Source organism: Qipengyuania atrilutea, assembly GCF_013370205.1.
In the GTDB taxonomy this organism is placed as follows: domain Bacteria; phylum Pseudomonadota; class Alphaproteobacteria; order Sphingomonadales; family Sphingomonadaceae; genus Actirhodobacter; species Actirhodobacter atriluteus.
The window spans coordinates 65,621-92,615 of record NZ_JABWGV010000001.1; the positions used below are offsets into that span (position 1 = coordinate 65,621).

The 26,995-nt window shown below is 61.0% G+C and carries 38 protein-coding genes and 1 tRNA gene; 28 read left to right on the top strand and 11 right to left on the bottom strand.

The features are described from left to right. Positions 1–14 precede the first annotated feature (14 nt). The 5 genes from HUV48_RS00295 (at position 15) to HUV48_RS00315 (ending at position 2,769) form a co-directional block, all read left to right on the top strand. Positions 15–581, top strand: a complete 567-nt coding sequence (locus HUV48_RS00295) for a DUF1697 domain-containing protein (RefSeq protein WP_176265791.1) — start codon at positions 15–17, stop codon at positions 579–581. Beyond that, positions 574–972, top strand: coding sequence for a 30S ribosome-binding factor RbfA (rbfA, locus tag HUV48_RS00300; protein ID WP_176265792.1), 399 nt, complete (start codon positions 574–576; stop codon positions 970–972). Before HUV48_RS00295 ends, rbfA begins: the two co-directional genes overlap by 8 nt. Positions 973–1,040: 68 nt before the next feature. Next, complete coding sequence (locus HUV48_RS00305) at positions 1,041–1,424, top strand: hypothetical protein (protein WP_217906640.1); 384 nt, start codon at positions 1,041–1,043, stop codon at positions 1,422–1,424. A gap of 27 nt (positions 1,425–1,451) precedes the next feature. After that, complete coding sequence (locus HUV48_RS00310) at positions 1,452–2,042, top strand: thymidine kinase (RefSeq protein WP_176265794.1); 591 nt, start codon at positions 1,452–1,454, stop codon at positions 2,040–2,042. Between the two features lie 46 nt (positions 2,043–2,088). Beyond that, positions 2,089–2,769, top strand: a complete 681-nt coding sequence (locus HUV48_RS00315; protein WP_176265795.1) for a site-2 protease family protein — start codon at positions 2,089–2,091, stop codon at positions 2,767–2,769. On the opposite strand, the gene glpD is transcribed toward HUV48_RS00315, so the two are convergent. Next, positions 2,766–4,256 carry a glycerol-3-phosphate dehydrogenase gene (glpD, locus tag HUV48_RS00320; RefSeq protein ID WP_176265796.1) on the bottom strand — a complete coding sequence of 497 codons (1,491 nt, stop codon included), beginning with the start codon at positions 4,254–4,256 and terminating at the stop codon, positions 2,766–2,768. The two genes, HUV48_RS00315 and glpD, sit on opposite strands and share 4 nt — an antisense overlap. Positions 4,257–4,304: 48 nt before the next feature. On the opposite strand from glpD, the gene truB reads away from it, so the two are divergent. The 6 genes from truB to HUV48_RS00350 all read left to right on the top strand — a co-directional run bounded on the left by truB (position 4,305) and on the right by HUV48_RS00350 (position 10,250). Next, positions 4,305–5,315 (top strand): tRNA pseudouridine(55) synthase TruB, encoded by a 1,011-nt coding sequence (gene truB / locus HUV48_RS00325; protein WP_176265797.1) that lies wholly within the window; start codon positions 4,305–4,307, stop codon positions 5,313–5,315. Positions 5,316–5,320: 5 nt separating this feature from the next. Further along, positions 5,321–5,590 (top strand): 30S ribosomal protein S15, encoded by a 270-nt coding sequence (gene rpsO / locus HUV48_RS00330; protein ID WP_176265798.1) that lies wholly within the window; start codon positions 5,321–5,323, stop codon positions 5,588–5,590. A gap of 174 nt (positions 5,591–5,764) precedes the next feature. Next, on the top strand, positions 5,765–8,074 hold the full coding sequence (gene pnp / locus HUV48_RS00335; RefSeq protein ID WP_176265799.1) for a polyribonucleotide nucleotidyltransferase: 2,310 nt from the start codon (positions 5,765–5,767) through the stop codon (positions 8,072–8,074). Between the two features lie 90 nt (positions 8,075–8,164). Beyond that, positions 8,165–8,644: an ATP-dependent zinc protease family protein gene (locus HUV48_RS00340; protein ID WP_176265800.1), complete on the top strand. Its 480-nt coding sequence runs from the start codon at positions 8,165–8,167 to the stop codon at positions 8,642–8,644. Between the two features lie 10 nt (positions 8,645–8,654). Continuing rightward, positions 8,655–9,560: a 30S ribosomal protein S6--L-glutamate ligase gene (rimK, locus tag HUV48_RS00345; RefSeq protein ID WP_176265801.1), complete on the top strand. Its 906-nt coding sequence runs from the start codon at positions 8,655–8,657 to the stop codon at positions 9,558–9,560. Beyond that, the gene (locus tag HUV48_RS00350) at positions 9,561–10,250 is read left to right on the top strand and encodes a spermidine synthase family protein (RefSeq protein ID WP_176265802.1); all 690 of its coding nucleotides are present in this window, start codon (positions 9,561–9,563) and stop codon (positions 10,248–10,250) included. Here the strand turns inward: HUV48_RS00350 and HUV48_RS00355 are convergent, their stop codons facing one another. Genes HUV48_RS00355 through HUV48_RS00365 form a run of 3 tightly spaced genes read right to left on the bottom strand, consistent with a single transcriptional unit; the run spans position 10,251 to position 12,824 of the window. Further along, positions 10,251–11,513, bottom strand: coding sequence for a DUF481 domain-containing protein (locus HUV48_RS00355; protein WP_176265803.1), 1,263 nt, complete (start codon positions 11,511–11,513; stop codon positions 10,251–10,253). A 33-nt stretch (positions 11,514–11,546) separates the two neighbouring features. Further along, positions 11,547–12,071 (bottom strand): DUF1993 domain-containing protein, encoded by a 525-nt coding sequence (locus HUV48_RS00360; RefSeq protein ID WP_176265804.1) that lies wholly within the window; start codon positions 12,069–12,071, stop codon positions 11,547–11,549. Between the two features lie 57 nt (positions 12,072–12,128). Beyond that, positions 12,129–12,824 (bottom strand): GcrA family cell cycle regulator, encoded by a 696-nt coding sequence (locus HUV48_RS00365; protein ID WP_176266634.1) that lies wholly within the window; start codon positions 12,822–12,824, stop codon positions 12,129–12,131. A 115-nt stretch (positions 12,825–12,939) separates the two neighbouring features. Here HUV48_RS00365 and HUV48_RS00370 point away from each other — a divergent pair, with 115 nt between their 5' ends. Beyond that, positions 12,940–13,809, top strand: coding sequence for an ABC transporter permease (locus HUV48_RS00370; RefSeq protein WP_176265805.1), 870 nt, complete (start codon positions 12,940–12,942; stop codon positions 13,807–13,809). 15 nt (positions 13,810–13,824) lie between these two features. Here HUV48_RS00370 and hspQ read toward each other — a convergent pair whose 3' ends face one another. Then, entirely contained in the window at positions 13,825–14,208 is a 384-nt protein-coding gene (hspQ, locus tag HUV48_RS00375; RefSeq protein ID WP_176265806.1) for a heat shock protein HspQ, read from the bottom strand. A gap of 228 nt (positions 14,209–14,436) precedes the next feature. Between hspQ and HUV48_RS00380 the strand changes: the two genes are divergently transcribed. Further along, positions 14,437–14,525, top strand: a tRNA-Ser gene (locus tag HUV48_RS00380). 127 nt (positions 14,526–14,652) lie between these two features. Then, positions 14,653–15,990: a tyrosine-type recombinase/integrase gene (locus tag HUV48_RS00385; protein ID WP_225871464.1), complete on the top strand. Its 1,338-nt coding sequence runs from the start codon at positions 14,653–14,655 to the stop codon at positions 15,988–15,990. Between the two features lie 24 nt (positions 15,991–16,014). Here the strand turns inward: HUV48_RS00385 and HUV48_RS00390 are convergent, their stop codons facing one another. From HUV48_RS00390 to HUV48_RS00410, 5 genes are all read right to left on the bottom strand, one after another. Next, positions 16,015–16,353 carry a hypothetical protein gene (locus tag HUV48_RS00390; protein WP_176265807.1) on the bottom strand — a complete coding sequence of 113 codons (339 nt, stop codon included), beginning with the start codon at positions 16,351–16,353 and terminating at the stop codon, positions 16,015–16,017. 2 nt (positions 16,354–16,355) lie between these two features. Next, the gene (locus HUV48_RS00395; protein WP_318656021.1) at positions 16,356–16,574 is read right to left on the bottom strand and encodes a helix-turn-helix transcriptional regulator; all 219 of its coding nucleotides are present in this window, start codon (positions 16,572–16,574) and stop codon (positions 16,356–16,358) included. A gap of 136 nt (positions 16,575–16,710) precedes the next feature. Further along, positions 16,711–17,184: a hypothetical protein gene (locus tag HUV48_RS00400; protein ID WP_176265809.1), complete on the bottom strand. Its 474-nt coding sequence runs from the start codon at positions 17,182–17,184 to the stop codon at positions 16,711–16,713. Continuing rightward, positions 17,181–18,296: a hypothetical protein gene (locus tag HUV48_RS00405; protein WP_176265810.1), complete on the bottom strand. Its 1,116-nt coding sequence runs from the start codon at positions 18,294–18,296 to the stop codon at positions 17,181–17,183. The genes HUV48_RS00400 and HUV48_RS00405 overlap by 4 nt, the downstream gene beginning before the upstream one ends. An 11-nt stretch (positions 18,297–18,307) precedes the next feature. Next, complete coding sequence (locus HUV48_RS00410; RefSeq protein ID WP_176265811.1) at positions 18,308–18,727, bottom strand: hypothetical protein; 420 nt, start codon at positions 18,725–18,727, stop codon at positions 18,308–18,310. Positions 18,728–18,837: 110 nt separating this feature from the next. Here HUV48_RS00410 and HUV48_RS00415 point away from each other — a divergent pair, with 110 nt between their 5' ends. From HUV48_RS00415 to HUV48_RS00460, 10 genes are all read left to right on the top strand, one after another. Continuing rightward, positions 18,838–19,131, top strand: coding sequence for a hypothetical protein (locus tag HUV48_RS00415; RefSeq protein ID WP_176265812.1), 294 nt, complete (start codon positions 18,838–18,840; stop codon positions 19,129–19,131). 15 nt (positions 19,132–19,146) lie between these two features. After that, positions 19,147–20,424, top strand: a complete 1,278-nt coding sequence (locus tag HUV48_RS00420; protein WP_217906641.1) for a phage major capsid protein — start codon at positions 19,147–19,149, stop codon at positions 20,422–20,424. 56 nt (positions 20,425–20,480) lie between these two features. Further along, the gene (locus HUV48_RS00425) at positions 20,481–20,702 is read left to right on the top strand and encodes a hypothetical protein (RefSeq protein WP_176265813.1); all 222 of its coding nucleotides are present in this window, start codon (positions 20,481–20,483) and stop codon (positions 20,700–20,702) included. A 47-nt stretch (positions 20,703–20,749) separates the two neighbouring features. Beyond that, positions 20,750–21,271, top strand: a complete 522-nt coding sequence (locus HUV48_RS00430; protein ID WP_176265814.1) for a phage head-tail connector protein — start codon at positions 20,750–20,752, stop codon at positions 21,269–21,271. Next, on the top strand, positions 21,268–21,618 hold the full coding sequence (locus HUV48_RS00435; RefSeq protein ID WP_176265815.1) for a head-tail adaptor protein: 351 nt from the start codon (positions 21,268–21,270) through the stop codon (positions 21,616–21,618). Before HUV48_RS00430 ends, HUV48_RS00435 begins: the two co-directional genes overlap by 4 nt. Then, positions 21,618–22,148 carry an HK97-gp10 family putative phage morphogenesis protein gene (locus HUV48_RS00440; RefSeq protein WP_225871465.1) on the top strand — a complete coding sequence of 177 codons (531 nt, stop codon included), beginning with the start codon at positions 21,618–21,620 and terminating at the stop codon, positions 22,146–22,148. Before HUV48_RS00435 ends, HUV48_RS00440 begins: the two co-directional genes overlap by 1 nt. Beyond that, on the top strand, positions 22,145–22,546 hold the full coding sequence (gp17, locus tag HUV48_RS00445) for a tail completion protein gp17 (protein ID WP_176265816.1): 402 nt from the start codon (positions 22,145–22,147) through the stop codon (positions 22,544–22,546). Before HUV48_RS00440 ends, gp17 begins: the two co-directional genes overlap by 4 nt. Positions 22,547–22,654: 108 nt before the next feature. Then, entirely contained in the window at positions 22,655–22,822 is a 168-nt protein-coding gene (locus HUV48_RS00450; protein WP_176265817.1) for a hypothetical protein, read from the top strand. Between the two features lie 51 nt (positions 22,823–22,873). Further along, positions 22,874–23,089: a gp53-like domain-containing protein gene (locus tag HUV48_RS00455; RefSeq protein WP_439822689.1), complete on the top strand. Its 216-nt coding sequence runs from the start codon at positions 22,874–22,876 to the stop codon at positions 23,087–23,089. Between the two features lie 18 nt (positions 23,090–23,107). Next, positions 23,108–23,938 carry a hypothetical protein gene (locus HUV48_RS00460; protein ID WP_176265819.1) on the top strand — a complete coding sequence of 277 codons (831 nt, stop codon included), beginning with the start codon at positions 23,108–23,110 and terminating at the stop codon, positions 23,936–23,938. On the opposite strand, the gene HUV48_RS00465 is transcribed toward HUV48_RS00460, so the two are convergent. Next, positions 23,910–24,863, bottom strand: a complete 954-nt coding sequence (locus HUV48_RS00465) for an acyltransferase family protein (RefSeq protein ID WP_217906642.1) — start codon at positions 24,861–24,863, stop codon at positions 23,910–23,912. The genes HUV48_RS00460 and HUV48_RS00465 overlap by 29 nt on opposite strands. Before the next feature lie 162 nt (positions 24,864–25,025). On the opposite strand from HUV48_RS00465, the gene HUV48_RS00470 reads away from it, so the two are divergent. Genes HUV48_RS00470 through HUV48_RS00485 form a run of 4 tightly spaced genes read left to right on the top strand, consistent with a single transcriptional unit; the run spans position 25,026 to position 26,860 of the window. Continuing rightward, positions 25,026–25,439: a hypothetical protein gene (locus HUV48_RS00470; RefSeq protein WP_176265821.1), complete on the top strand. Its 414-nt coding sequence runs from the start codon at positions 25,026–25,028 to the stop codon at positions 25,437–25,439. Further along, positions 25,436–25,891 (top strand): hypothetical protein, encoded by a 456-nt coding sequence (locus HUV48_RS00475; protein WP_176265822.1) that lies wholly within the window; start codon positions 25,436–25,438, stop codon positions 25,889–25,891. The genes HUV48_RS00470 and HUV48_RS00475 overlap by 4 nt, the downstream gene beginning before the upstream one ends. Then, entirely contained in the window at positions 25,878–26,564 is a 687-nt protein-coding gene (locus tag HUV48_RS00480; protein WP_225871466.1) for a glycoside hydrolase family 108 protein, read from the top strand. Before HUV48_RS00475 ends, HUV48_RS00480 begins: the two co-directional genes overlap by 14 nt. Further along, a complete protein-coding gene (locus HUV48_RS00485) occupies positions 26,561–26,860 on the top strand; it encodes a hypothetical protein (protein ID WP_176265823.1) in 300 nt (99 codons plus the stop codon). The genes HUV48_RS00480 and HUV48_RS00485 overlap by 4 nt, the downstream gene beginning before the upstream one ends. Positions 26,861–26,995: the final 135 nt, after the last annotated feature.

Here is a 26,995-nt window from a genome sequence, read left to right on the forward strand (position 1 = left end):
GTTTTCGTAGTCCGGTGAATCTCTATCTCGCCTTGCTCGGATCGATCAACGTAGGCGGCAACCGCCTGCTGATGGTCGATCTGCGCGAGGCGTTGGAGCGTGAAGATTTCGCAGACATCGAAACGGTCGCGGCAAGCGGCAATATCCTGTTCCGGCATGAGGAAACGCCTCCGGAAGGACTAGGTGAGAAGATTGCCTGGATCATCCGGGAGGAGTTTGAGATCGCGAGCGAAGTCGTCGTCCTGACCCGCGATCAGCTTGCGCAAGCGTTGGCGGAGAATCCCTTCACCGACCGCACGCAGGACGGTGCGGACAAGCAGGTGCATACCCTATTTTTCGCGGGTCAACCGTCGGAAGAGGACTTCGCGCAACTCTTGAAAGATTATGAAGGGCGCGGGCCCGAGCGCCTCGCGCTCGGTACGAACGCGCTTCATATCGATTACAACAACGGGGTGGGACGTAGCCCCCTGACGAACGGCTTTATCGCCAAACGCCTTGGATTTGGCGGCACGGCCCGCAATATAAGGTCCATGAGAAGAATTTTGGCGAAGATGGACACGCTGGAGGCAGCGGGTGGCTAGACAGCAATATTCGGCGGAACAGCATTCGGTCCGAATGCTGAAGGTTGGCGAGCGCGTTCGGCATATCTTGTCCGAACTGCTCGCGCGTCAGGACGTGCACGACGAAACTGTCAGCGCAGCGAATATCTCGGTCACCGAAGTGCGTCTCACTCCTGATTTGCGCCATGCAACGGCCTATGTGAAGCCGCTGCTAGGTGCGGAAGAGGATGCCGTCGTAAAGGCGCTGCGGCAGAATACGGCATATCTGCAACGTGAGGTCGCCAAGCGGCTGGGCCTCAAGTTTGCGCCGAAGCTGAAGTTTCGCGGCGACGAAAGTTTCGACGAGGCGGAGCGGATTGAGAAGCTTTTGCGCGATCCGAAAGTCGCGAGAGACCTCGATCAAGACGATTGACGCTTTTTACAGTTCAACCTTTGTTCACGGCAGATCTTGTTTAGTCTGAGCCACTCATGGAGATGCTTGTGACCTTCCGAAACTTGGTTCTAACAGCGCTTGCCGCGTTCTGCCTGCCTTCTACTCTCGCTTCGCAGCCCCTGCCTGGCGTCGACGAAGAAGAGACGGTCATCCGCACAGGAGTGGAAGAGTTTGTTTTCGGTAACGGCGACGTCGTGTTCGTCCGCGACGGTACGCTGCGATGGTACCGGATCGAAACGAACGAGGGTTGTATCGGAGGAGAGTATCTCGGACGCCAGATCGCATTCGATACCACCGGTCCGGCCGGGCGCATCGATAAGCTCACGAACGTGATCTTTCCGCGCTACCACCGCATCTGCGGCATCGTGTCCATCCGCCGTTCGGAAACGCCGCCTCAGTTCGACAGCGACAGCCGGGTGACGCTCGACTGACCGGCCGGCGCGCGGTAGCAACCGCCCATGGCCAAGCTCTATTTCTACTACGCCAGCATGAATGCCGGCAAGAGTTCCACGCTGCTGCAAGCCACCTTCAACTACAAGGAGCGCGGCATGGCGGTGATGCTGTGGACTGCCGCGATCGACGACCGGCCCGGCTTCGGTGCGATTTCTTCGCGGATCGGGCTCGCCAGCGACGCGCACCGATTCACTGCCGACACCGACATCGTCAAGTTCGTAACTGAAGAGCATGCGCGCGGACCGCTCGCCTGCGTGCTGATCGACGAGGCGCAATTCCTGACGCAAGAGCAGGTCTGGCAATGTGCGGAGCTTGCCGACCGTCAGGACATACCGGTGCTCTGCTACGGCCTGAGGACGGATTTTCAAGGCGAGCTCTTCCCCGGTTCCGCCGCACTGCTCGGAATTGCCGATGCACTGATCGAACTCAAAGCCGTATGCCACTGCGGCCGGAAGGCGAGCATGAACCTGAGGATTGACGCTTCGGGTCAGCCCGTCAGCGAAGGCGCGCAGACGGAGATTGGCGGAGAAGAGCGCTATCTTGCGCTGTGCCGCAAGCACTTCAGCGCCGCTCTGCGCGGTGAAGGCTACCGCTAGTTGCGACTTCACTGGCGCGGACCATGGCGCGCCCTATATAGTGGGCATGACAGACACGCTGAGCCTCGCGCTCATTCTCATTCCCTGCCTCATCGTCGCGATCGTCTTTCACGAAGTCGCGCATGGCTGGACCGCGCTGGCTCTCGGCGATCCAACAGCGAAGGAGCGGCGGCGGCTGACACTTAATCCGATCCGGCACGTCGATCCCGTGGGCACACTACTGGTGCCCGGCTTGCTCGCGCTGGCAAAAGGTCCGGTCTTTGGCTGGGCGAAACCTGTGCCCGTGATCAAGGAACGGCTGCGCAATCCGCGCTTCGGGATGGTGCTCGTGGCGGCCGCGGGGCCGGGCATCAATTTCGTAATGGCGCTCGCCGCTTCCGTTCTTCTCGGTTTTGTGTTGCGGAGCTTCAGCGCCGATACTGATACGGTGAGCGTTTACCTGTCGACCGGCCTGCAGTTCTTCATCCTCATCAACATCTTCATCGGCCTGTTCAACCTCCTGCCGATTCCGCCTTTCGACGGGTCTCACATCGTCGAAGGCTTGCTCCCGCCCTCGCTCGCCAGAAAGTATGAAAAGCTTCGCCCGTTCGGGATGGTCCTGTTTTTCGCGCTCGTCGCGGTGACGTGGTTTGCGCCGGAATGGGGCGTGATCGAGAACACGATCCTGCCGCCCGTTCTGTGGCTGGAAAGCTTCTTCATGGGTATTGCCGGATCGATTGCTGGCTAGGCGAGGGTCTGCTCCAGCCAGTCGGCAACTGCCTGCTGCTCTACAGCGCTCAAGTGCAGGCCGAGCTTGCTGCGCCGCCACAGTGTATCCTCTGCGGTGACCGCGAACTCCTGCTCGCGAAGATAGCGGACTTCGGCTTCGTAGAAGTCGCTGCCAAAGTGGTGGCCCAAATCAGCGGGGCTCGTCGCATTGCCAAGAATGTCGAAGACCTCCGTTCCGTAGGCGCGCATCAATCGCGTCAATCCTCGAGCCGGAAACCAGGGATACCGTTTGCCGAGTTCGGCGCGAAACCGGGCTACGCCGTCCGCAGCGAATGCGCCGCCGGGGAGGGGCGCGGTGCTGGTCCACGCGGACCTGCCTTTCAGTCCGACCTCTGCAAGCCGTTCGAGCGCATGTTCGGCCAGTTTGCGGAACGTCGTGATCTTCCCGCCGAAGATCGACAGGATCGGCGCGCCGCCTTCCCGGTCGAGCTCGAAGACGTAGTCGCGGGTGACCGTGGAATCGCTCGACGAATTGTCCTCGTAGAGCGGCCGTACCCCTGCATAGGAGGAGACTGCGTCGCCGGGCGTAATATCGACCTTCAGATATTCGTTCATGGCATCGCAGATGTAGCGTGCTTCATGGTCCGAAATGGCGATGTCGTTCGGATCGCCCTCGAACCGCTCGTCGGTCGTGCCGAGCAGGGTGTAGTCGTATTCGTAGGGCACGGCGAACAGCACGCGTCCGTCGCCGTTTTGGAAAATATAGGCGTGCTCGCCGTCGTACAGGCGCGGCACGATCAGATGGCTGCCTTTGACGAGGCGCAGGTTGCGATGCTCCTTGCCGGGAATGGCGCTAGAAAGCACGTTGTCGACCCACGGACCGGCGGCGTTCACGACGGCGCGCGCGCTAACCTCCTGATTGCCCGCGCTGTCCTGCAAAACCGCAGTCCATGAACTCGCACCGCGGGTCAGCGAAACAACTTCGGTCCGCGTACGAATATCCGCTCCGCGTTCGCGCGCGTCCATCGCGTTCAGCACGACGAGGCGCGAATCTTCGACCCAGCAATCGGAATAGGCGAAGCCGCGCTTCAGCCGGTCTTCCAGAATGTCGCGGTGTGGCGGCCTCGTCAGATCGACGCTCTCGGTACCGGGCAGCAGCTTGCGCCCGCCGAGATTGTCGTACAGGAACAGTCCGGCACGCAGCATCCACGCAGGCCGCAGTCCTTCGTCATGCGGCAGCACGAAGCGCAGCGGCCAGATGATGTGCGGCGCCATGCCCAGCAGCACCTCGCGCTCGATCAAAGCCTCGCGCACGAGCCGGAACTCGTAATGTTCGAGATACCGCAGCCCGCCATGCACCAGCTTCGTGCTGGAAGAGGACGTATGCTGCGCCAGATCGTCTTTCTCGCACAGCAGCACCGACAGGCCGCGCCCTGCCGCGTCGCGCGCGATGCCGGCTCCGTTGATACCGCCTCCGATGACGAGAAGATCGTATTGTGCCGCCATTCGCGAAGACGATTGGCCGTAGCGCGCGCCTTTGGCTAGAGGCACCGTGTGAACGACACTAAAAAACCTGCGCCATCCGGCTGGATCATTCTCGACAAACCGCAGGGGTTAGGCTCGACGCAGGCCGTGGCCGCCGTGAAGCGGAACCTGCGCGAGGCGGGCTATGCGAAGGCGAAAGTCGGACACGGCGGCACGCTTGATCCGCTGGCGGAAGGGGTGCTGCCGGTCGCGCTGGGCGAAGCGACGAAGCTGGCAGGCCGAATGCTCGATTCCGACAAGATCTACGCGTTCACGGTCCAGTTCGGCGAGGAAACCGAAACGCTCGATACCGAAGGCGCGGTCGTCGCCCGCTCGGATCGCCGCCCGCCGCGCGTGGCGATTGCGGCGGTGTGCGAACAGTTCACCGGCGAGATCGACCAGCTTCCGCCAAAATACTCCGCGCTTAAGGTCGGCGGCAAGCGCGCCTATGACCTTGCGCGGGCAGGGGAGGACGTCGAGTTGAAGACGCGGCGCGTGACCATCCATGACCTCGCGATGCTCGGCAAGGACGGAGCGGGCGGGGTGGAAGGCCTTCACTCAACCTTCCAGACCACGCTCGGCCGGCCTGACCCGTACGATCCGCAAGCGCCGCTCGAACTGGCAGACAGCGTGACCCTGATCGCGCGTGTATCCAAGGGGACGTACATCCGCAGTCTGGCACGGGACATCGCGCATGCCCTTGGAACGGTGGGGCACGTTACCTATCTAAGGCGAACCAAGGCCGGTCCCTTCACCGAGGCTCAAGCGATTTCGCTGGACAAACTCAATGCCATCGGTAAGGGCGCGCCACTGGACGACATCATACTGCCGCTGGAGGCAGGGCTGGACGACATCCCGGCTCTATCCCTCACGTCCGAACAGGCAGCAGCGCTCCGCCAGGGGCGCGTCGTCACCGGACAGCCCCATCCCGAAGGGCTCTACTGCGCCATGCACCGCGAGGTACCGGTGGCACTGGTTCAGCTTGAAGGGGGCGCGGCCAAGGTCGTGCGGGGGTTCAATCTTCCCGATGTCGCGGAGTAAAGAATATGTCGATTACTGCTGAAAAGAAGCAGGAACTGATCAAGGAACACGCACAGAACGACGGCGATACGGGCTCTCCCGAAGTACAGGTCGCCATTCTGACCGAGCGTATTCGCAACCTCACCGATCACTTCAAGGGCCACCACAAGGATAACCATTCCCGCCGCGGCCTGCTGATGATGGTGAACAAGCGCCGCAGCCTGCTCGCCTATCTCAAGAAGATGGATGTGGAGCGGTACAACGCGCTGATCCAGAAGCTGGGTCTTCGTAAATAAGAGTTTCGCGAGGGCGGCTCCCACAAACGGGCCGCCCTTCGCTTATGGGGCGCATCCCGCATCCGGCGGTATGGCCTTGGGGCGCAAATAGCCCCGCACCGGACCGAGCCGGGTAGCTCGGAAATGTAGGCCCCGCATCGCAATAAGGCGGCGCGGGTTCATGAAGGAAAATACATGTTCGACAAGAAAAGCGTATCGATCGAGTGGGGCGGAAAGACCCTCACCCTCGAAACCGGCCAGATCGCCCGTCAGACAGACGGCGCCGTTCTGGCAACTTACGGCGAAACCGTGGTGCTGTGCGCCGTGACCGCCGCACGCAGCGTCAAGGAAGGGCAGGACTTCTTCCCGCTGACCGTGCACTACCAGGAAAAATTCTCCGCTGCGGGCCGTATCCCCGGCGGCTTCTTCAAGCGCGAAGGCCGCGCGACGGAGAAGGAAACACTGACTTCCCGCCTGATCGACCGTCCGGTGCGGCCGCTCTTCCCGGAAGGCTTTTACAACGAAATCAACGTCATCGCGCAGGTTCTTTCCTACGACGGTGAGACCGAACCCGATATCGTTGCGATGATTGCTGCATCCGCGGCTCTGACCATCAGCGGCCTCCCGTTCATGGGCCCGATCGGCGCAGCGCGCGTCGGCTTCCGCAACGGCGAATACGAGCTCAACCCGAGCCTCGAAAGCTGCCTCGACGATGAAGGCCGCCTCGACCTCGTCGTCGCTGCGACGCAGGACGCGGTGATGATGGTCGAATCCGAAGCGAAGGAACTGACCGAAGAGGAAATGCTCGGCGCCGTCATGTTCGCGCACGAGGAAAGCCGCAAGGTCATCGGTGCGATCATTGATCTGGCCGAACAGGCCGCAAAGGATCCGTGGGAACTCGCTCCGGTCGAAGACAAGTCGGCGAAGCTCGAAGAGCTGCGCGGCGTCATTGGCGACGATCTGGCCGCTGCCTACAAGATCACCGACAAGGGCGACCGGCAGGATGCCGTCAACGCAGCGCGCACCAAGGCGCGCGAGCATTATAAGGACCTGGAAGAAAGCGACCCGGCCGAATACATGGGCCGCCTGAAGCTGGTGAAGAAGCTCGAAAGCGACATCGTGCGCAAGGCGATCCTGAAGGACGGCCAGCGCATCGACGGCCGCAAGACCGACCAGGTCCGCCCGATCGAGGCGATGGTCGGCCTCCTGCCCCGCACGCACGGGTCCGCACTGTTCACGCGCGGCGAAACGCAGGCGATCTGCACCACGACGCTCGGCACGAAGGATGCAGAGCAGATGATCGATGGGCTGGAAGGTCTGTCGTACAACCACTTCATGCTGCACTATAACTTCCCGCCCTACTCGGTCGGCGAAGTGGGCCGCTTCGGCTTCACCAGCCGCCGCGAAACCGGCCACGGCAAGCTCGCCTGGCGCGCGCTGCACCCGGTTCTGCCCAAGCACGAAGACTTCCCGTACACGATCCGCGTGCTGAGCGACATCACCGAGTCCAACGGCTCGTCCTCGATGGCGACGGTCTGCGGCGGATGCCTGTCCATGATGGATGCCGGCGTTCCGATCGAGCGTCCGGTTTCGGGCATCGCGATGGGTCTGATCCTCGAAGGCGACGACTTCACCGTCCTGTCCGACATTTTGGGCGATGAAGATCACCTCGGCGACATGGACTTCAAGGTGGCCGGTTCGGAGAAGGGTATCACCTCGCTCCAGATGGACATCAAGGTCGCCGGCATCACGCGCGAAATCATGGAAACCGCGCTCGAGCAGGCGAAGGCCGGCCGTTCGCACATCCTCGGCGAAATGACGAAGGCTCTGGGCAGCGCCCGGACCGAAGTCAGCGAGCACGCACCGCGTATCGAGACGATGCAGATCGACAAGTCGAAGATCCGCGACGTCATCGGCACGGGCGGCAAGGTGATCCGCGAGATCGTCGCCGAAACCGGCGCGAAGGTCGACATCGACGACGAAGGCGTGATCAAGATCTCCTCCTCCGACAACAGCCAGATCGAAGCCGCAAGAAAGTGGATCGAAGGCATCGTCGAGGAAGCGGAAGTCGGCAAGATCTACACCGGCAAGGTCGTCAACATCGTCGATTTCGGTGCGTTCGTGAACTTCATGGGCGGCAAGGACGGTCTCGTCCACGTCAGCGAAATGAAGGACGAGCGGGTCGAGAAGCCGACCGATGTCGTCTCCGAAGGTCAGGAAGTTAAGGTCAAGGTGCTCGAGATCGACAACCGCGGCAAGGTCCGCCTGTCGATGCGGGTCGTTGATCAGGAAACCGGCGAGGAACTCGAAGACACGCGTCCTCCGCGCGAGAAGCGCGAAGGCGGCGGCCCGCGCGGCGACCGCGGTGATCGCGGCGGCGACCGGCGTGGTCCGCGTGGCGGCGGCCGGGGCCGGGGCGGCGACCGTGGCGGTCGGCGCGGCGGCGGCGACAGTGACGGCGGCAGCAACGGGGGCGGCCACGTTCCCGACTTCCTGAAGGACTGACGGGATAGAGCCAGCAAGTCGGAAGGGGCCGCCGGAGAAATCCAGGCGGCCTTTTCTTTTCGCCGCTAACAGGGCAAATCGCTGCAGCGAATGATATCGGGAGAGTTTGCGATTCCGAAGAAGCCACTAACCACGATCGGTTGGCGCGAGATGGTGCAACTGCCCGAACTCGGATTGTCGCGCATTCCGGCCAAGATCGACAGCGGAGCGCGTACCTCCTCGCTCGACGCCGAGGTCATCGAAACCTTCGAGCGCGAGGGCGAGCAGTATGTGCGTTTCGTCGTCGATTTTCCCGACAGCAAAGTGCGGCAAATTTGCGAAGCGGTCCATGTCGACTGGCGCGGCATCACGAGCTCGAACGGCGAGACCCAGCGCAGGCTAGTGGTCAAGACGCCGCTCAAGATCGGCGACGTTGAATTCCGCGCCGAATTTTCGCTCGCCGACCGTTCGGGAATGAAGTTTCCCATGCTGATCGGCCGGTCCGCGCTCCGCCGCCGTTTTCTGGTCGATTCCGGCCATTCCTGGCTTCAGACACCGGGCCGCAAGCCCGTCGAAGGGCACAAACCTTGAGATACCCGCAATGAAAATCGCAATGCTTGCCCGCAATCCCAAACTGTATTCGCACGCCCGGCTCAAAGAAGCCGCCGAAGCGCGAGGACACGAACTCGACATTCTGAACACGACGCGGTGCACCGTGCATATCGCGAGCCATCGTCCCGAGGTATTCTATAACGGAGAACCGGCGGCCGGTTATGATGCGATCATTCCGCGTATCGGCGCGAGCATCACCAATTACGGCCTCGCAATCCTGCGGCAGTTCGAGATGCGCGGGTCTTGGCCGCTCAACGAAAGCGTCGCCATCGGCCGCAGCCGCGACAAACTCAGGTCCATGCAGATCATGGCGAAATACGGCCTCGGCCTGCCGCTGACGGCCTATGCCAACGATCCCAAGCAGGCCGAAGAAATCATCAAGGCGGTGAAGGGTCCGCCGGTCGTAATCAAGCTGCTTGAGGGAACACAGGGGATTGGCGTGGTGCTTGCTGAAACAATGTCGAGCGCAAAGTCGGTGATCGAGGCTTTTCGCGGCGCGAACGTCAACATACTCGTGCAGGAGTTCATCAAGGAGGCAGGCGGTACGGATATTCGCGCGCTCGTTGTTGGCGGGAAGGTCGTCGCGGCCATGAAGCGTACCGGTGCGCCCGACGATTTCCGCTCCAACCTGCACCGGGGCGGCAGCGCACAGCTCATCAAGATCACGCCCGAAGAACGCAGTACCGCGGTTCGCGCGGCCAAACACATGGGGCTCAATGTCTGCGGCGTCGATATGCTCCGCTCGAACCACGGACCGGTCATCATGGAAGTGAATTCGTCGCCCGGTTTGGAGGGTATCGAGAATGCCACGGGCAAGGACGTCGCCGGAACAATCATTGATTACATTGCCGCCAACGCCAAGGCGGGCAAAACCAAGACGCGCGGGAAGGGCTGAATGCTGCCTCGTGAAACCTTGGCGAGCGCGTCCGTACCGGGCGGCGAGGAGCAGTTGCATCTCGTCAGCCACGGACGTGACTTCATCGTAATGCTGGGGCGCGAGGAGTTGATGAGTTCGCGGATGCAGTTCAGCGAGGAACAGCTCGCCGAATTGACACTAGACCGTGTGCAGGGCGAGGCTCCGCGCGTGCTGATCGGCGGTTACGGGCTAGGGTTCACTGCGCGCGCCGCGCTGGCCAAGGCCGGACCGAATGCGCGGATCGTCGTTGCAGAGATCGTACCGGAAATTCTCGAATGGGCCAGGGGCCCGATGGCAGAGCTTACCGGCGAGAGCCTTTCCGATCCGCGCCTGACAGTCGAACTCCACGATGTCGCGGCGCTGATCGACGATGCAATGGACGGAACGACGCGCCCTTACGACGCCATATTACTGGACGTAGACAACGGACCAGAAAGCATGGTGCGAGAGGCCAACAACCGCCTTTATTCGCCTACCGGGCTTGGCCGTGCGCGCGACGCGTTGAGCGAGGGGGGCGTGCTGGCCGTCTGGTCGGCTGCGCCTGATCAAAAGTTCACGCGGCGGCTCAAGGATGCCGGGTTCGAGGTCGAAAACCTGACCGTTCGGGCTCGGCCGAACAACAGGGGGCCGCGGCATCACCTGTGGTTCGCGCGCAAACGTGCCGCCTGACTAGAAGCCGTAAACGAGTGTAAAGCGGCTGAGCGTATCGGTGCTGAGCGTGCCGGGCGGCGGCTCGGTGTCGTATTCTATGCGGTAGGACAGCCGCGCCGATAGCGAAGCGATAATCTCCGCCTCAAGACCGGTAATGGCCACCAACGTGCTGTTCCCACTTTGGAGATAGACGTTGGAATCGTGAACGAATTTCACCTTCTCGGCGAGCTGCCAATCGAGGTCGACCGCTCCAAGTGTAGCAATATTGCTCTCGATCGGTCCGTCGACGGGCACGAAACGCCGGTATGCGGGGCCGCCCTGTACGGCAAGCTGCAACCGGTCGCTTTCGATCACGCGGTAACCGATACCGCCCGACAGCGAATAGCGCGCTTCGAAGCCCTGAAACGGGCCGCGCTCGGCCTGCGCGAGTCCGAAGGCGTAGGTCCGCGGGTTGAGGACGTAATTGGGCTCGTATGCGAGCGAGAAATACTCCCGCGTCGTCCGGTCGTTGTTCGTTCGGTAATCGGCAATGGCGCGGACTTCGTGCTCCCAATCGATTCCGACACGCTTGAGGTCGAGACCGGCGGTCAGCGCGAGACTTTCGCTGTTCCCGGTCGAGCGTGAAGCACCGATTTCGCCGCGGCCTTTCCAAAGCCGGTACCAATTGGCTTCGCGAATGCGCTGTTCTTCGGCGAGTTTAGCGACGCGTTGCCGCTCAGCCTCTTCGGCGGCGAAATTGCGCGCTATCTCATCGAGCTGGCTTGCGTCCTCCGGCTGGGTCTTCTTCGCCAAGACAATAATCGCCTCGAGCTGGCGCTGGTTGCGCGTCTCAATAGCTGCGTCGATCAGGGCCTGGGTCTCTTCAGGCAGCACGTTCGTTACCGGCTGCGCGGCAGCGAACTCAACGGCCATCGTTCCCAAGGTATCGGCATGCTGCGGATACAGTTTTTGCGCGAGTGCAACGACCGTTTCGACCGCTTCGACTTCGCCGGTTTCTTTCGCAGCTTCGATCAGGGAGAGCGTCTCTTCGGGAATGACGTCTTGCGGCGGGTTTTTGAGGGTGAAGTTCGCAAGTACCCAATCCAGCAGTTCTGCGTCTTCGGGATGGAGTTCGCGCGCGAGCGCAACGATAGCCTCGACTTTTTCCCGCTCGCCCGACGCAATGGCAGCGTCGATCATCTCCCGCGTTTCGAGCGGCAGTTCCGCGTTTACCGGCGCTGCGGGCAGCAGTAATGATGCGAACGCTGCAAAAGCGACCATTCCAAGCGATGTAAAACGCATCGCGCAGACCCTTCTCGAACTCTGACTAAGCGGTCAGGCTTTCAATCGCATCCGGCCGAGGAAGTCGCGTTTGCCGAGATCGAAGCCCTTCTTCCGCATGATGTCGTAAGCAGTCGCGCAGTGGAAATGAAGATTGGGCGTAGAAAAGCTCAGCAGAAAATCCTGAACCGCGAAATCGAGCCGGAACTTCTCTCCGATGCTGAAAACCAGATCGTTTTCCGCAACATCCTCGAGCTCCTGCTCCCCGATCGCTTTGCAAGCGGAGACAGCTTCGTCCAGCTTCGCACGCAGCGCTGCGAAGGTAGTCGGATAAGGGCTCATGTCAGGAGAGAAACTACCCGAGCGAGCCGCCTCGAGCGCTAGCTTGCTGTGAGTCCAGCAGCTTTTGAACTGGTAAGCAAGCGGCAGCATATCGTCCGCCAGCCGCGTTTCGAGTAGTTCCCGTTCCTTGGCCGTATCGCTGTCGCAATGTGCCTCTGCCTTATCGAGCAATTTATGTGCCGATCCGAGCAGTTGAAGCCAAGTCGGTATAACGGCGTAGTGAAGCGAAACGGCCATCGCCTATCTTCCCCAAAATTGCACTTTTGTCCCAACCGATCCGGGGCGGGGTACGTGTTAGCGTACTCTCGGACCGCCAAACGGCAAGGGCGGAGGCGGACGGCGCGCACCGCGCGGCAGCTGTGCCTGAAACGCCCGGCCGCAGTGTTCGACGCAGTAGGGAAAGCCGGGATTGACGTCTGCACCGCAGAAATGGAAGTCCGGCTCGCCCGGATGTCCCATCGGCCAGCGGCAGACCTTGTCGCTGAGTTCGAGCAGGCTCGTCTTGTCGGCGATATCCGGGCTCGGTTTCGCCGGGACAAGTCGGCGCGGAGGCGCGGGCGGGATCGGAGGCTGCTGGTCGCCTGGCCCTTGGCGCAGGAACCCTCCGGGACCGACCGAAACGATCTTCGGCATGTCCTTGCCGGAATTCGGCATCGGCTGGCTTTGATTGGACGGAGCGTTGCTCGGTGCGGGACGCGGCGGCGGAGCCTGTTCCGCCGGTTCGGGCTTTTCCGGTGCCGCCGCGGCGGGTGCGGGCGTCGGTTTAGCTACCGGCTTGGCCGCTACCTTCGTCTTCGGTTTTGGAGCGGGCTTGGCTTTCTTCTCGTTCGCTTTCACGGGCGACGGGCGTGACTTGAGCCCGAGACGGTGCGCCTTGCCGATCACGGCATTGCGGCTGACGTCGCCGAGCTCGTCCGCGATCTGGCTGGCCGTAGCGCCGCCTTCCCACATCTTCTTGAGCGTCGCGATCCGTTCATCGGTCCAGGCCATAAATTCACTGCTTCCATCGTATTTCGGTACGGTCCTGTCGGGAATGCCGTGCCGCCAAGCTGTCAGGTCAGCGCGATGCTTGCCAGCCGCGCCGCGCCCCAGTAGGCGCGCGGTCATGGCCAATCAAGCACAGCGCACCGAGATGCCGGATATTACCGCAACCTCGCGGTTCAAGCCGCGCGGAGAGCCGGTAATTCATGGGATCAACACCATCGGATTGTGGAGTCTCTATATTAAGGAGGTTCGCCGCTTTCTCAAGGTGCAGACGCAGACTATCTGGGGTCCCGCGGTATCGACGCTGCTGTTTCTCGTAATATTCGACGTGGCGCTGGGCAGGGCGGGGCGCGAGGTGCTCGGCGTTCCCTTTCCAACCTTCATCGCTCCAGGACTGATCGTCATGGCGATGATGCAGAATGCCTTCGCCAATGCCAGCTTCTCGCTGCTCGCCGGCAAGATCCAGGGAACGATCATCGACCTTCTGATGCCGCCTCTTTCAGTCGGCGAGTTAATGGCGGGCATCGTCGCTGCGGGCATCACGCGTGCGGTCATGGTGGGCGCGGCAATGACCGTAGCGGTCTACTTCTACCCCGACGTTACGCTCACCGTGTCGCATCTTTGGGCGATCGTCTGGTTCAGCCTGATGGGATCGGCAATGCTCTCGCTGTTCGGATTGCTTACATCGATCTGGGCGGAGAAGTTCGATCACAACGCCGCCATCACGACCCTGATCGTCGCGCCGCTCGCTTTGTTGTCGGGGACATTCTACACCATCGACAACCTGAGCGGGGTCTTCCAGGCGATCAGCCGCGCCAATCCATTCTTTTACGTGATCTCAGGCTTTCGCTACGGCTTTATCGGAGAAAGCGACATCGGCGAGGGTTCGCGCGCAGTCGTACAGGCCGCGATAGGGCTTGGCGTCTTCAACCTGATCTTAGCCGTAATCGTCTATCTGGTGCTGAAATCGGGCTGGAAGATCAAAAGCTAATCCGACGCTCCGCTATCAATGCGTGAGGTTGCGGCGCATACGGTAGCGCCCAGCCTCGAAATTTTCGAACAACTGGCTGACATCGGGGTGTTCTACAGGTCCACTATCCGCATCGGGCAGCAAGTTCTTTTCGCTGACATATGCGGTATAGCTGGAATCGTCGCTCTCGGCGAGCAGGTGGTAGAACGGCTGGTCGCGATCGGGCCGAATGTCCTTCGGAATGGATTCGTACCATTCCTCGCTGTTCGCAAAAACCGGATCGATATCGAAGATAACGCCGCGGAAGTCGAACATCCGGTGCCGTACGACGTCGCCGATCGCGAATCGCGTGGACGAATGGCGCGGTGCCGTGATGAGGCGCCCGGCCTGAGCCGAGAAGAATTCCGTGTCATCGTTCATGGGGTTCATCATGTAATGCAATATGGTGCCCGGCGGCGCTCGAAGCAAGGCGGTGGACGCGCCCGTGCGCAACTGCGTGGGCGCCCTGTCAGGATGAACATGCGGTGCGAAGCGTACGCAGCGCCGGAATAGGGCTTGGCAAGCGGCGCGGCCTGCGCTAACCGCCGCGCTCCCGACAGACCGGGATGCGGCGCTCGTGCGCTGAAATCCTTTGCATCAGTCTCACGCGGAGAGGTGCCGGAGTGGTCGAACGGGGCAGTCTCGAAAACTGTTGTGCCTTCTGGGTACCGTGGGTTCGAATCCCACCCTCTCCGCCATTTGACCCTCGACAGTCGTCTAAAGTCGTCTACAAAACCTTGAAAACCTGCCGGTCTGCTGCGATCAAAGCAGTGGCCTTGGTCTCAAGTCGTCTACCAGCGTCGACATGGTATCATGGTATAAAGCATGGCATCGGGCCTGCTGATCTATGGTATCGGACCTATGCTGACAGACGCGAAGATCAAAGCGGCCAAGCCGAAAGCGAAACCCTACAAGCTATCTGACAGCGGCCAGCTATACCTGTTCGTGACATCGGCTGGAGGCAGGCTCTGGCGCATGAACTACGCCTACAAACCTGCCGGAGCGGTGAAAGCCAAGCAGAAGACCCTGTCGCTGGGCGCATATCCGGCAATGACGCTTTCCGACGCACGAGCGGCACGTGATTCGGCGAAGGCCATTTTGGCGAGCGGCGGCGACCCTTCCGTGGAGCGGAAGCTGGATGCGCAGCGCGCCATCGAATCGAGCGAGGCAACCTTCGAGCGGCTGGCGCGCGAATGGCATGGCAAGCAAAAGTCCCGCTGGTCGAAGGTTCACGCTGCTGACATTCTGCGCAGCTTTGAGCGTGACGTGTTTCCCGAAATAGGGGCCGTGCCTATTGCCGATCTGCGCGCTCAGCGTCTGCTCCGCCTTCTATCCGACATCGAGGACCGTGGGGCTATAGAAACGGCGCACAGGCTGCGCTCCCGCATCTCTTCGGTATTCGTCTACGCTATTGCCGCAGGATACGCTGAAAGCGATCCAGCGGCCAGTCTGGGCAAGGCGCTGAAGCCGAAGCCGCTGGCGACGAAGCAGCCGGCAATCACTGATCTGGACGAACTGAAGGCCATGCTCGCCAAGGCCGAAGCCGAGCGGTGCAGAGCAGGCACGAAGCTGGCGCTGCGTCTATTGGCTTTGACGGCGGTAAGGCCCAGCGAACTCCGAAAGGCTCACTGGAGCGAGTTTGAAGGGCTGGGCGGCAGCGATCCGATCTGGCGCATTCCGGCAGAGCGGATGAAGGGCACGGACGAACGCAAGGCGCGTAGCGATGGCGATCATATCGTGCCGCTTACCAAGGAAGCCGTTGCGGTCATCGAAGCCGCGCGCCAGCTATCTGGCGAACTCGAACTCGTATTCCCCAGCGATCGGCATCCTCACAAGCCGATGTCCGAGAATACCCTCCGCGCCCTGCTTATCCGCGCCGGGTACTTCCAGCGGCACGTTCCGCACGGCTTCCGCGCCGCATTTTCTACGATCATGAACGAGCGGGCGCAGGAAGCGAATCGTCCAGGCGATCGGCAGATTATTGATCTAATGCTCGCGCACGTCCCGACGAACGAAGTCGAGGCGTCCTACAACCGCGCCGCTTTTATGAAGCGGCGGCGGGAGATAGCTGAGGAATGGGCGGAGCTTATAGCAGACGACCTAGTTCCGGCTGCCGAACATCTGGGCAAGCCGATGCGATTCCCCTCGAACCAGTCGCGCTAGAAATTCCGGCCGCAGTTTAGCCGCTTATTTGCGTTCGAACTGCCATTCGCGCGGAAGGCAGTCGTCTGCCAGCATGTTGCGGTATTCCGGCACTACCAGCATCGCTTCGTGGATCATCTGGATCGGCACCTCGTAAAAAGCTGCCGCATGCCAGATATCGATAAACATCCTCGCAAGTAGCTCTCCGTTGTTGCCGCCTTCAGCAGTCTCCTGCCATCTGCGAAAACAAGCTCCGACCGAATACGTATAGTCCCTACTATAGTAGTCATCGTGACCGAGAGGCCGAACCGTAAACTTCGGTTCCTCGCCGTCAAAACCGGCCTTGTAGAGGAAAACAGCCTTAGCCAGTGGAATGTCGGCCATGTTTATGCGCCTCTCTGCTCTTCGCGCCATGCCATGACTTCGGCTTCACTCCATCGGCTGGCGTATCCACCCGGCTTGTATGCTTGCGGGAAATCGCCTCGGCGCATGAGCCGGTAGACCATTGATCTACTGATACCGACGATCTCAATGACCTGCGGTAGCCGGAGCAACCGGTCCGGCGCTTGAGTAGTCTGCGTCATTGCCCAGCCTCCAATCCCCATTCAATAAGCAGTCGGGCTTCCTCAGCGAAGGAAGAGCGAGCCCGCTTTGCGCGGGCTGCGACCTGCTCGAAGGTTTCGTTGTCCAACGTGATCACAATGCGGCGGGTCTCGCCGTTTCGGCTGAAGCCTCGCGCGGTCACGACTGCCGCCCCGGCTGATAGACGCCGATTACCTTACCAATCAGATCGCGCCCGAACGCGTGATCCTTATACGGTCCGTCGATATGTCCGCATGGCAGGCGAAGGCTCGGTCCGCCTGTTGCCGGATGCGAGATATAGTGAACGACCTCTCTTCGCGTCCGCAGTGGACCTGTCGGTCCAGCGCGGTCGCCATATTGGCGCTCGGTATCAAGCCATGAACTCCAAGGCATCGCGCCGTGAGGTCGCTGGCTTTCGCGCACATAGAGCTTGCCCGCTATAAAACCCTGATGGATCGCCAGCCGGTCGAACACGATAACGAGGCCGTGCATGGCGACGACGTCGAAGTTCTGGCCGGTAGGTACGGAGCGGAAGGTCTGAAGGTCCGAAAAGTCGAAACCGGTGAGAGATGGTTCGGCAGGGAGCGTGGCTACGCTCCGCCCCCTGCCTTCCTCATGCAATGGCACCGTCATTGCACAAGACCTTCTGCTTCGAGCGCGCCTGCCTCTATAATCTTGAGATCACCGGTTAGGCGGAGCGCATCGCGCACCTTCTGCCGTTGCCCAGCGTCCAGAGGTTCAAGCGCAGCATGCAGCTGCTCCAGCGTCCATTCCTCGGAGTAATCAATCTCGTCGAGCGTAAGCTTCGCTTCTCCAATCGGATTGACGTGTACCAGTTGCGGCCATTCGCGCCGCATCTCGTCGGCGACCAGCTTATGGCGTTCGGCACCGGGCCAAGCCAGCAGGCGGTGCAAGCGATCCCGTTCCCTGTTAATACGAGGCGAGACTTCGTCCTCGTCATCGTACTCAAGCGAAAACCAGAAATCCCACCGACCGTCTTTTTGCTGCTGGAGCGCCACCTTCTGGCCAAGCCGGTCGGCAGCTTCCATCCAAAGCTCTGCGTCAAAATCGAGCTTGCCGTATGCAAGCAGGTTCATACCGACATCGCAGTTGTCGAGATCGTAGTAGAGCGTGTTCTTGTCGATCGTATCGAACGCGCCTTCACCCTCGCTGATTTCGATGTCGATATCCCAAGGGTTTGCAGTGTAATTGCGACACTGCTCTGGGCTGTTGCATCCGCCCCGCGCCCCCAGCAGGCGCACGTACTGCTTCGCGATGAAGTCCCCCGCCGTAGCGCAAGGCCATTGCATCAACTGGCGATATTTGATCGCGCGATCTTCGCTCGCCTGACTAATGTCGCTTTCGCTGTCGCAGTTTCGGCATTTGTCTTCGTGGTCCTGCTCAGCCGAACGCCAAAGGGTAAACGCGAGTGCGAAGGATGGGCTGGGTTCGTTGCGCTTCAGCCGGTCAAGATCTGATCGGATCGCATCGAGTGAATAATAATCGCGAATGTCGAAGTCATCTCGCGCGCGCTCTGCAGCGCGATCGAGCTTCTTCAGGACTTCGAACGGTGTGTAAGCCTTGGCATCGAAGAACGGACCTTCGGCAAGCGTAAGCGCATCGCCGCACTCCTTCTCTCGCTCGGCAGCGTCGTCACCTGTATCGTCAAAAGTAGAGTAAGCTTCACTAGCCTTGTCGTACTGCTCACAGGCTGCGCTGAATTCGCCGGTGTAGTGAAATCGCATGTTCGCCTCCCTCAATTTAGACGGTCAATGTCAGCAAGAAGCTGGGTGAAAATTTCGGCCGCAGGTAGCGCGGACACTTCGCCGTAGACTTCGCGAAGCTCCTCGACCTTGATGCGCAGCTGATCGAGATCAGGGACGCGGGTGCGCAGTAAGGTTCGGAAGCAGGGCATCCGGTCCTCGTCAGCGGCAGCTTCATAGTTGCTGAAAGAGTGGTTCCAGTCGCGCCGGATGTATTCGTCGCTGGTAGCGAACGAATTCGTCTTCGGGCGGCGCAGGATTTCGACCTGCGCCGACTGCGCTTCGATCTGGATCATGGAGAGTTCGCGGTCGACGACTTGCATCAAGTCACTCGCCTTGTCGGCGTTATCGCGGATCGTTTCGAGATTGCCTTTGCCGACGTCCGCTTCTTCTATCGTATCGCATAGAAGCAAAGTGGCGCGCTCTATGACGGCGCGGTTCTGTCGGCAGCGGATTTCAATTCCAGAGAGCGTCTTGACCGTACGCTGCCCGCTCTGGACGCGAGAAGGCGGAGTTCGACCGCATGATTGCAGGCAAGAACGTGTTCTTCCGCGGTCAGGAGGCAATCGACATTGGCCTCGCCGACGCGCTGATGGAGCGCGAGGCGGAGATGCCGGTCTATGCCGCCGCCGATGAATTTCCGAGCGATAAGGCATCGCTCGACCGTTATCTCGCGAGACAGGATATGCCGCGCACGCAGCGCCGCGACCTGTACCGCGCGATGGGCACGCAAAACGCTGCCGACCCCGCCACGCCCAGCGCTGGCAACGAACCGCAGGCCGATAACTCGCGTCTGCTCAAAGCCCTCACCGTCTAAAACAAGGAATTGACGATGAACATGAAGACCACCCTGCGCGGCACCGCCGCGACGGGCCGGGGCCTCGTTGCCGTGCGCGCCGAAGCCCAGCCCAAGAAGATTGCCTCGATCGACGATCTCGCGATCGCGTTCGAAGCGTTCAAGACGACCCACACCGAGCAGCTGAACGAAATCAAGGCTGGCACGGAAGACTACGTCACCACCGACAAGCTCAATAAGATCGATGCCGCGCTCAGCGAACTGCAGACCGCGATCGATGATCAGGCCAAGATCAACGCTGCTGCGAAGCTCGGCGACGGTGCCGTGATCGGCGACATCAAGGCCGACCCGGCTTACACCGCCGCCTTTAAGCAGTTCATGCGCAAGGGCGAGAACAACGTCTCCGCCGATGTGCAGGCTGCGATGCAGAAGGGCACGGACGCCGATGGCGGCTTCCTCGCTCCGATCGAATGGGACCGTACTATCGGCGAAAAGCTGAAGAAGGTCTCGCCGATGCGCGCCGAAAGCCGCGTCATCACGATCTCGACTGCGGGCTTCAAGAAGTTCTTCAGCGACCGCAACGTCGGTTCTGGCTGGGTAGGCGAGACGGCGAGCCGTCCCGCTACGACCACGCCGCAGATCGGCACGGTGACCTTCGAACCGGGCGAGCTTTATGCAAATCCGGCTATTTCGCAGGGTCTGCTGGACGATGCCGCGGTCGACCTGGAGGAATGGCTGTCGAGCGAAGTCGACACCGAGTTCGCGCGGCAGGAAGGCATCGCTTTCCTTTCCGGCGACGGTTCGAACAAGCCTTACGGCGTTCTGACCTATGTCGAAGGCGGAGCGAACGCGGCGCGTCACCCCTACGGCGCCATCAAGACGCTCAACAGCGGTGCGGCTGCTGCCTTTACCGGCGACGGCTTCCTCGACCTGATGTACGATCTTCCGGCTGAGTTCGCAGCCAATGCGAAGCTCTACATCAACCGCCTCGCAATGGGCGCGGCTCGCAAGCTCAAGGATGGTCAGCAAAACTATCTTTGGCAGCCGAGCTACGCTTCGGGTCAGCCGCAGACGCTGGGCGGTGCGCCGGTCGTCGAGATGCCGGACATGCCGCTTGTCGCTGCGGGTAATATCGCAGCGCTCTACGGCGACATGGAAGCGACCTATCTGGTCGTCGACCGTATCGGCATCCGCGTGCTGCGCGATCCGTTCACCAACAAGCCGTTCGTGCACTTCTACACGACGAAGCGCGTTGGCGGCGGCGTGCACAATCCCGAACCGATGCGTGCGCTGAAGATCGCGGCGAACGCCTAATGAATTGAGCCGGGACACCTTGTCCCGGCTCGCTTCCCCTCATCTGGAGAAACGCCATGAGCGCCAAGAAAGCCGAAAACGTGAAGCCTGCCGAGACGATTGATACCGCAGGCGCCCCCCAGCAGATCGTACCCGACGTGGATATGGATCATCCTGCCGTCGACAACGATCCGCGTGCGGGCACTTCCGCCGAGCAGAACAAGATCGACTTCAACGACCCGGATCTGTCCGGTTCGGAAGCAGTCGCGAAGAACCTGAAAGAACAAGCGAAGAAGTAATGCGCAGCACCGGCCTTCGGGCCGGTGCCTTGCCATAGGAGGCTGATATGGCTCTTCCCGTCAGCCTTGACGATGCCAAGCGGCAGCTGAAGTTCACCGACGCAAGTCAGGACGAACTGGTCGCTGATTACATTCTCGATGCCGCTAGCTGGGTCGAAGAATACACCGGCCACTTGCTGGAGCCGCGCGAGATAACCGAGCGGTTCGCATCATTCACCCGTCTGCGCCTTTCGGGCTGGCCGATCGTCGGCGGTCCGGTCGCCGTGAAAACCCTGACCAGCACCGGTGAGACGGTTGTCGACGGCGCATGGCTCTACGCCGTGTCGCGTCCCGGCAGCGTTTTACCGGCATCGGGCACGCACTGGCCGCGCCTCCTGGACGGAGAAATGGTCGAGGTCAGCTACACTGCAGGCTACGCCGATCCGGCTGACGTGCCGCGCAACTTTCGCCGTGCGATGCTGCTGTTGATCACAGCTTACGAAACCGACCGCGAAGGCGGCGAAGTATTCCAGAAGGCGGAAGCGACAGCCAAGCGTCTCTGCCGTCAGAAAAAGCCGTACCGGGTATGAAGCCGCTGCTACCGCGCGGCTCCCTGAACCGGCTTGTCCGCATCGAGAACAATACCGCCGACGAGAGTTTCACCGGCGCTGGCAAGGCCAACTGGACGCTAATCGCCGAAGTATGGGCGGATGTGCAGGATATGCTGCCAAGCCGGGGCGAGAAGCTGGCAGACGGTCTCAACATTGCCACGCGGCCTGCTCGCATCCGCATCCTTTACCGGACCGACGTCACCGCAGCCATGCGGATCGTAATGGGGGAGCGCGTCATGCAGATCGTCTCCCCTCCTGCCGAACTGGGCAACCGCGAAGGTCTGGAGCTTATGGCCGAAGATTACAGCACGGCAGGCGGCAGCTGATGGCGCCCATGAAGGGGCGCGAGCAGGTCCGCCAGTATTTCGCCAGCCTACCGGACAAGCTCGAAACGAAGATTTTGCGCGGCGCGGCCAAGGCAGGCGGTTCGGTCATCAAGGACGAAGCCAAGCTTCGCACGCAATCCGATCAAGTCCGCGACGATCTTCGCATGCGGACGCGGGCGAAGGACGGCAAGGTGCGCGTCACGATCGACGTGAAGCCCGGTTTCGGTCGCTCCATTGCCAACTGGGAAGAATACGGCACCGATCCGCACTTCATCCGCGTGGCGGACGAGCAGCGGCAGGGTCTTAGCGTGCGCAAGGTCAACGAGCGCACAAAGGACGGTTCGCTCGTCATCAACGGCAATTTCGTTAGCGGGACGGTCTTTCACCCCGGCGCGGCTGCGCATCCGTTCCTGCGGCCATCGCTGGACCTGAAGGGCGCAGAAGCAATTGCCGAGGCGCAAGGTTACATCAACGCCAAGCTCGCCAGCACGGGGCTTAACGGCCCCGACATACCGGTTGACGAAGAATGAGCGGCGTCGACATCATCGGGGCGCTGCTGCTCGCTGACACTGCAGTCACGGATTTCGTCCCGCCGAGCATGATCAAGGCGGGGCGCTTGCCGGACGGCGTTAGCAGCCGCTCGCTGGTGGTTCGGTCGATCAGTTTAGTCGAGCGCGTCACCCTGAAGCGCGAGGCTCTTGTCCGCGTGCGCGAGCGCGTTTCGGTCACGATCCGCGCCGCGAACTACGACGACCAGAAGGCGCTGACCAAACTGGTGCGCGATGCCTGCGCCGGGAGGACCGGCACCATCGCCAATTTCGATGCCGTGTCCGTGATTGCGGCAGGAACGGGTCCGGACGTGAACGGTCCCGCCGATACTTTCGAAAAGGCTCAGGATTTCATGGTCGGCTTCAACGAGCCGGTCTGAGCAAAGCAAGGAGACGTAATATGGCCGATAAAACTGTGAAGACCGCTGCTGAAGAGCCGACGAAGATCGTCAAGGGCATCCGGCGCGACCGAAACGCAGGAAGCCGAGATGCGCTACACGCTGGCCGATCTTCGCAGCGAACTGGCGCAGCTGCGGACCGACACGGTTGCAGGGCTGTCGGTCGTGGCGGGCAACACTGGTAAGACTGCGCGCGTTCTCGAGGACGTTACGGCTGAAAGCGGCGGCGATGCCATCTCTACGAGGACGGCAGCGTGAAGGTAATTACCGGCTCCGGCGAGACCATTACGCTGGGCCTGGGGATCGGTACTGGCTCCCGCTAACAGCGTGGGGACAATCACGTTCCCGGTCCCGTTTACCTCGCTAAACTACGCGGTCGTTACCGGCGGCGCGGGTGATGGCGGGTTCAACGATCAAGACAATTATCCGACTTGGAATAAGGGTTCGAAGACGTTGACGCAGGTTAGCTGGCGCAATCCCGATGATGACGTGGCCGAACTCGATTGGATGGCACGCGGGTGGTAACTACAAGGACGATTAAAAATGGTTGATGTTCGCACGTTGCCGAAACTCGATCCGGAAGATTACGGTGGGAAGTATATCTTCGCTTGGGATGGCGTCAGTCCCTACACGAACTACCGCATTTCGCTGAACGAACTCGGCAGCGGCGGATCGGGCGCATCTTCGCTCGCCGATCTTGATGATACAACAATTTCGCAGCCAGTGGACGGCGAAATCCTGCGCTACAACGGATTGGCTTGGGTCAACGCGCCGGACTCTGGCGGCGGCGGTGGTAGTTCCAACCCTGTCCTGTCCCCACCGTTGCTGGCCGACTTTCCGGAACCGCTGAATATCGGCTCGGAAACGACGCTAAGTAATTCGGGCGATGGACTGAGTTTCTTCGTCGGCGCGGGCGGTGTAGGAACCGCTTTGCGATGCCGGTTCAAACCGTATCCTACCCCGCCTTTCTCCGCTGTCTTCAATCTGCGGATAGTCTCAGACTATACTGGCGGTGACGGCGTGGGAATGATGATCCGCGATCTCGGTGGGCGGATAATCAAGTTCGGCATTGAGCTGCAGGGAGCCGGTGGTCCTATCATTCAACGCTGGAACAGCGATACGTCTTTCGGAGGCACCTACGCTGGTGGCACTGGTGGTCAGGGGGGTGAGAACTACTTCCTGAAGTTCACAGACGACGGCACAAACCATCACTTCGCAGTCGGAGCTTCAAAAGACGGACCGTTCTTTACAATGTTCTCTCAGTCACGCGGCGCTTGGCTTACGAACATCACACAGATCGGCTTCGGCGTGGAAGACCAGAACGGCAGCTTTTACAGTATGCTGATCAAGCACTATGCCCAGACAGCGCTGTAACCGAGGCAGTGGCCCGCACCTGCCTTAATCGCGTCAGCAATGTCCGCATCGGGCGGTCGTAGTACCGCTCTAGCAGAACCGCGAGAATGACGGTCGCGGGAATGGTCAGCCAGAGCGGCAAGTCCATTCGCACGATAGGATGGTGGATCGCATAAAGGGCATAGGACGAGCCGCCGATAAAGGCGGCGGCTCTTGCGAAAGGCACTTCGTATCGGACGCCGAGCCAGATGATTGCCGGGAATGCGAAGGCGACAATCGCCAGATCGTAGACCGCCATACGGCTTGGCACGATCATGATTATGACCGGCACGGTAATAGCGAGAACCGAAAGCCAACTAACGTCCCGTGTCGGATGCCGGCGAAAGATGGCGAACAGAGCAACGCCGATGCAGAAAGAAAAGGCGGTGCGCGCAAGGCCGGGGGCGAGGGTATGCCATCCCCAGCCAAGGTCTGAAGATCCGTGCGATAGGACGCCGACGAGGAAGCCTGCCGCGCCGAAACTTAGCAGCAACAGCCAAGCAGACTTGCCGAACCGATAAAGCGCAGCGAAGGCCAGACTGGCGACCAGTTCAAACAGCAGCGACCAGAGCGGGATGTTTGCCGGGTAGAGGGCCAGGTCGCCGGTCGGAACGAGCAGCAGGGTCCATAGCGATCCGCCATTTATAGCTAAGCCGATAGCTGCGCCCGCGATCATCAGCGGGGCTAGGCGGATGAAGCGAACAAGAGCGAATTCGCAGAACGATAGGCCTGAATGCAGCTTCTCTAGGTACGCGGCACAGAGTACGAAACCGCTCAGTGAGAAGAAAAGATCAACCGCAAGGTAACCAAGCGGCACAGACCTGTTCGCATGGTAAAGAACCACGAGGAACGCGGCCACCCCACGCATCGCGTCTAGGGTATAGAACCGAGTTTGCGCGCCCTTCACGCGGGGGATTCTGCGTCAATTCCTGACAAATACAAGCGGACAATTCGTCCAGAAACGGAACGGATATGACGGAACGGATATGACGGCCTTGCTCACCGTGCTTTGCGGCGTGACTGCGCTCGCAGCTTATATCCTTGGCGGGCTCGCTTGGGATTGGCTTCAATGAGCCTCGGTGCCGCTATCGCCGTCACATTCCGGATCATGATGATCCTCCTAGCCTGTGCGATGGTCATTGGCTGGTGGGAGAAGTTCCTCGCCGTGCTCCTGCGCAGGCCGGGATGGAAAGGTCACCTGTCCAGCTTCGTGGTGACCGTCATCGCGCTCGGCTGCGCCATCGGATCGAGCGTCAATATGTTTCCTGACGCGGGCTGGCACATCAACGAGAACCTGCGTCTGTTCGTTCTCAATATCGCAATGGCGATGATCATCTGCGGCCTACTGACGTCCGTCTATCGCCGCGCACTTCGCGCCGGACCTGAAGCGGCTCGTGCGGCCTTCCTGTCCGGTCTGCTGCTCATCTTTCCTGCGTCGGGCTTCGTTGCCCTTCTCACAATTTACGGCGGAGCGAATGGGTGATCTGGCTAAGAGAAGTGCCCGTCCGCTGGTGGGCCGTCATGGTCGGCATCGCGTTCGGGTCGATGGCGCTCATCACTATCAATGGACCGAAGGAAGGGTACGGCAAGGCGGTCTTTACAGCTGCCGGTATCGCGCCGCTGCTGTGCGTAGTCGCCGGAGCGATGCTGCCATCAGAAACATCGCTTGAAATTGCCGCGCTCATCGGCGGGCTGACCGCGCTGGGCGGGACCGCTCTGGTTCTGGCGCTGGCGAAGCGGATGCCGGTGATCGTGAGTGCGGCGATCGGCGCTGCCGCCCGCAGCTATCTCGAAGTCGAGACGAAAGACAACGGCAAGCAGAGCATTACGCGGATCGACGAGAAAGGTCTGCCGGAGCCGGACAAGAGGCTGGATGCGCTCGCGCACAAGCTGGACGGCGAGAACGAGCCGAAGGAGCAAGATGATGGACCGTAAGCGCATCTTCGATCTGGTCGATGCCGAGGCACCTGGCATCTGGAACATACCCGGCTCGGTGCTGATCTTCGACGGTCTGCTCGATCTCGCCGGATCGGTGCTGCCGGACAAGGCGAAGCCTGCACCCGCTAAGGGTGAAGGCGCTGCGGACGGCGATGCGTTCGGCTCCGCACTTGCCGTCATTCTTCGCCACGAAGGCGGGTACGTAAACGATCCGGATGACGCAGGTGGGCGTACCAACCTCGGCGTGACGCAGCGCGTCTGGGAGAAGTTCGTGGGGCGCAAGGTCGGCGAAACCGAGATGCGCGCCCTTACGCCGGAGATGGTCGAGCCGCTTTACGAGCGGCACTACTGGGAGGCGAGCGGGGCCGATCTGCTCCCTTTGGGACTGGGGCTATGCGTATTCGATTTCGCGGTGAACGCGGGACCGGCGCGGGCAGTGGCCTTTCTGCAGGAAGTGGTCGGCGCAACACCGGACGGACGGTTCGGGCCGCAGACGCTGGCCGAAGTGCTGAAGGACGTGCAGGACGTCGGCGAACCGACAGTGATCGCGCTCTACCAGAAGGCACGCGAAGGGTACTACCGGACGCGCAAGATGTTCTGGAAGTACGGCAAGGGCTGGCTCCGCCGCAACGCCGAGACAACCGAAGCTGCGCTGGCGCTCGCGAAATGAACGAGAGCCGCATCTCGCCGTGGGTGCGCCCGCTGCTCCTGATTTTCGTCGGTCTCATCACTGGCGGCGTGGCGCTGCTCTCCGGTGCGATCAATGTCGTCTTCCCCGGTACCGGAGTGCGCTTCGGCATGACCGTGATGCAGGTGCTGCAATCCGTGCCCGAAAGCTGGGTCGGCCTGCTGGAAGTGATGTTCGTCACCTACGCGATCGCCAAGACTGGCGAGCGCGGCGTCCAAGCCTATTCGAGCGCGAAATACGATCCGCCCATGCGGCCAGATGGAGACTCCCATGTTTGACCGGCTGTTGCGCGCTTTCGCTTGGCGCACCGTTCCCATGCCCGCCAGCATCTGGCGATATCAAGAAAACACGCGCACCGGGCAGCGCCGCGCGATCCGAACCAGTCGAAGCTTCCAGCCTGCGAACTTTGGATG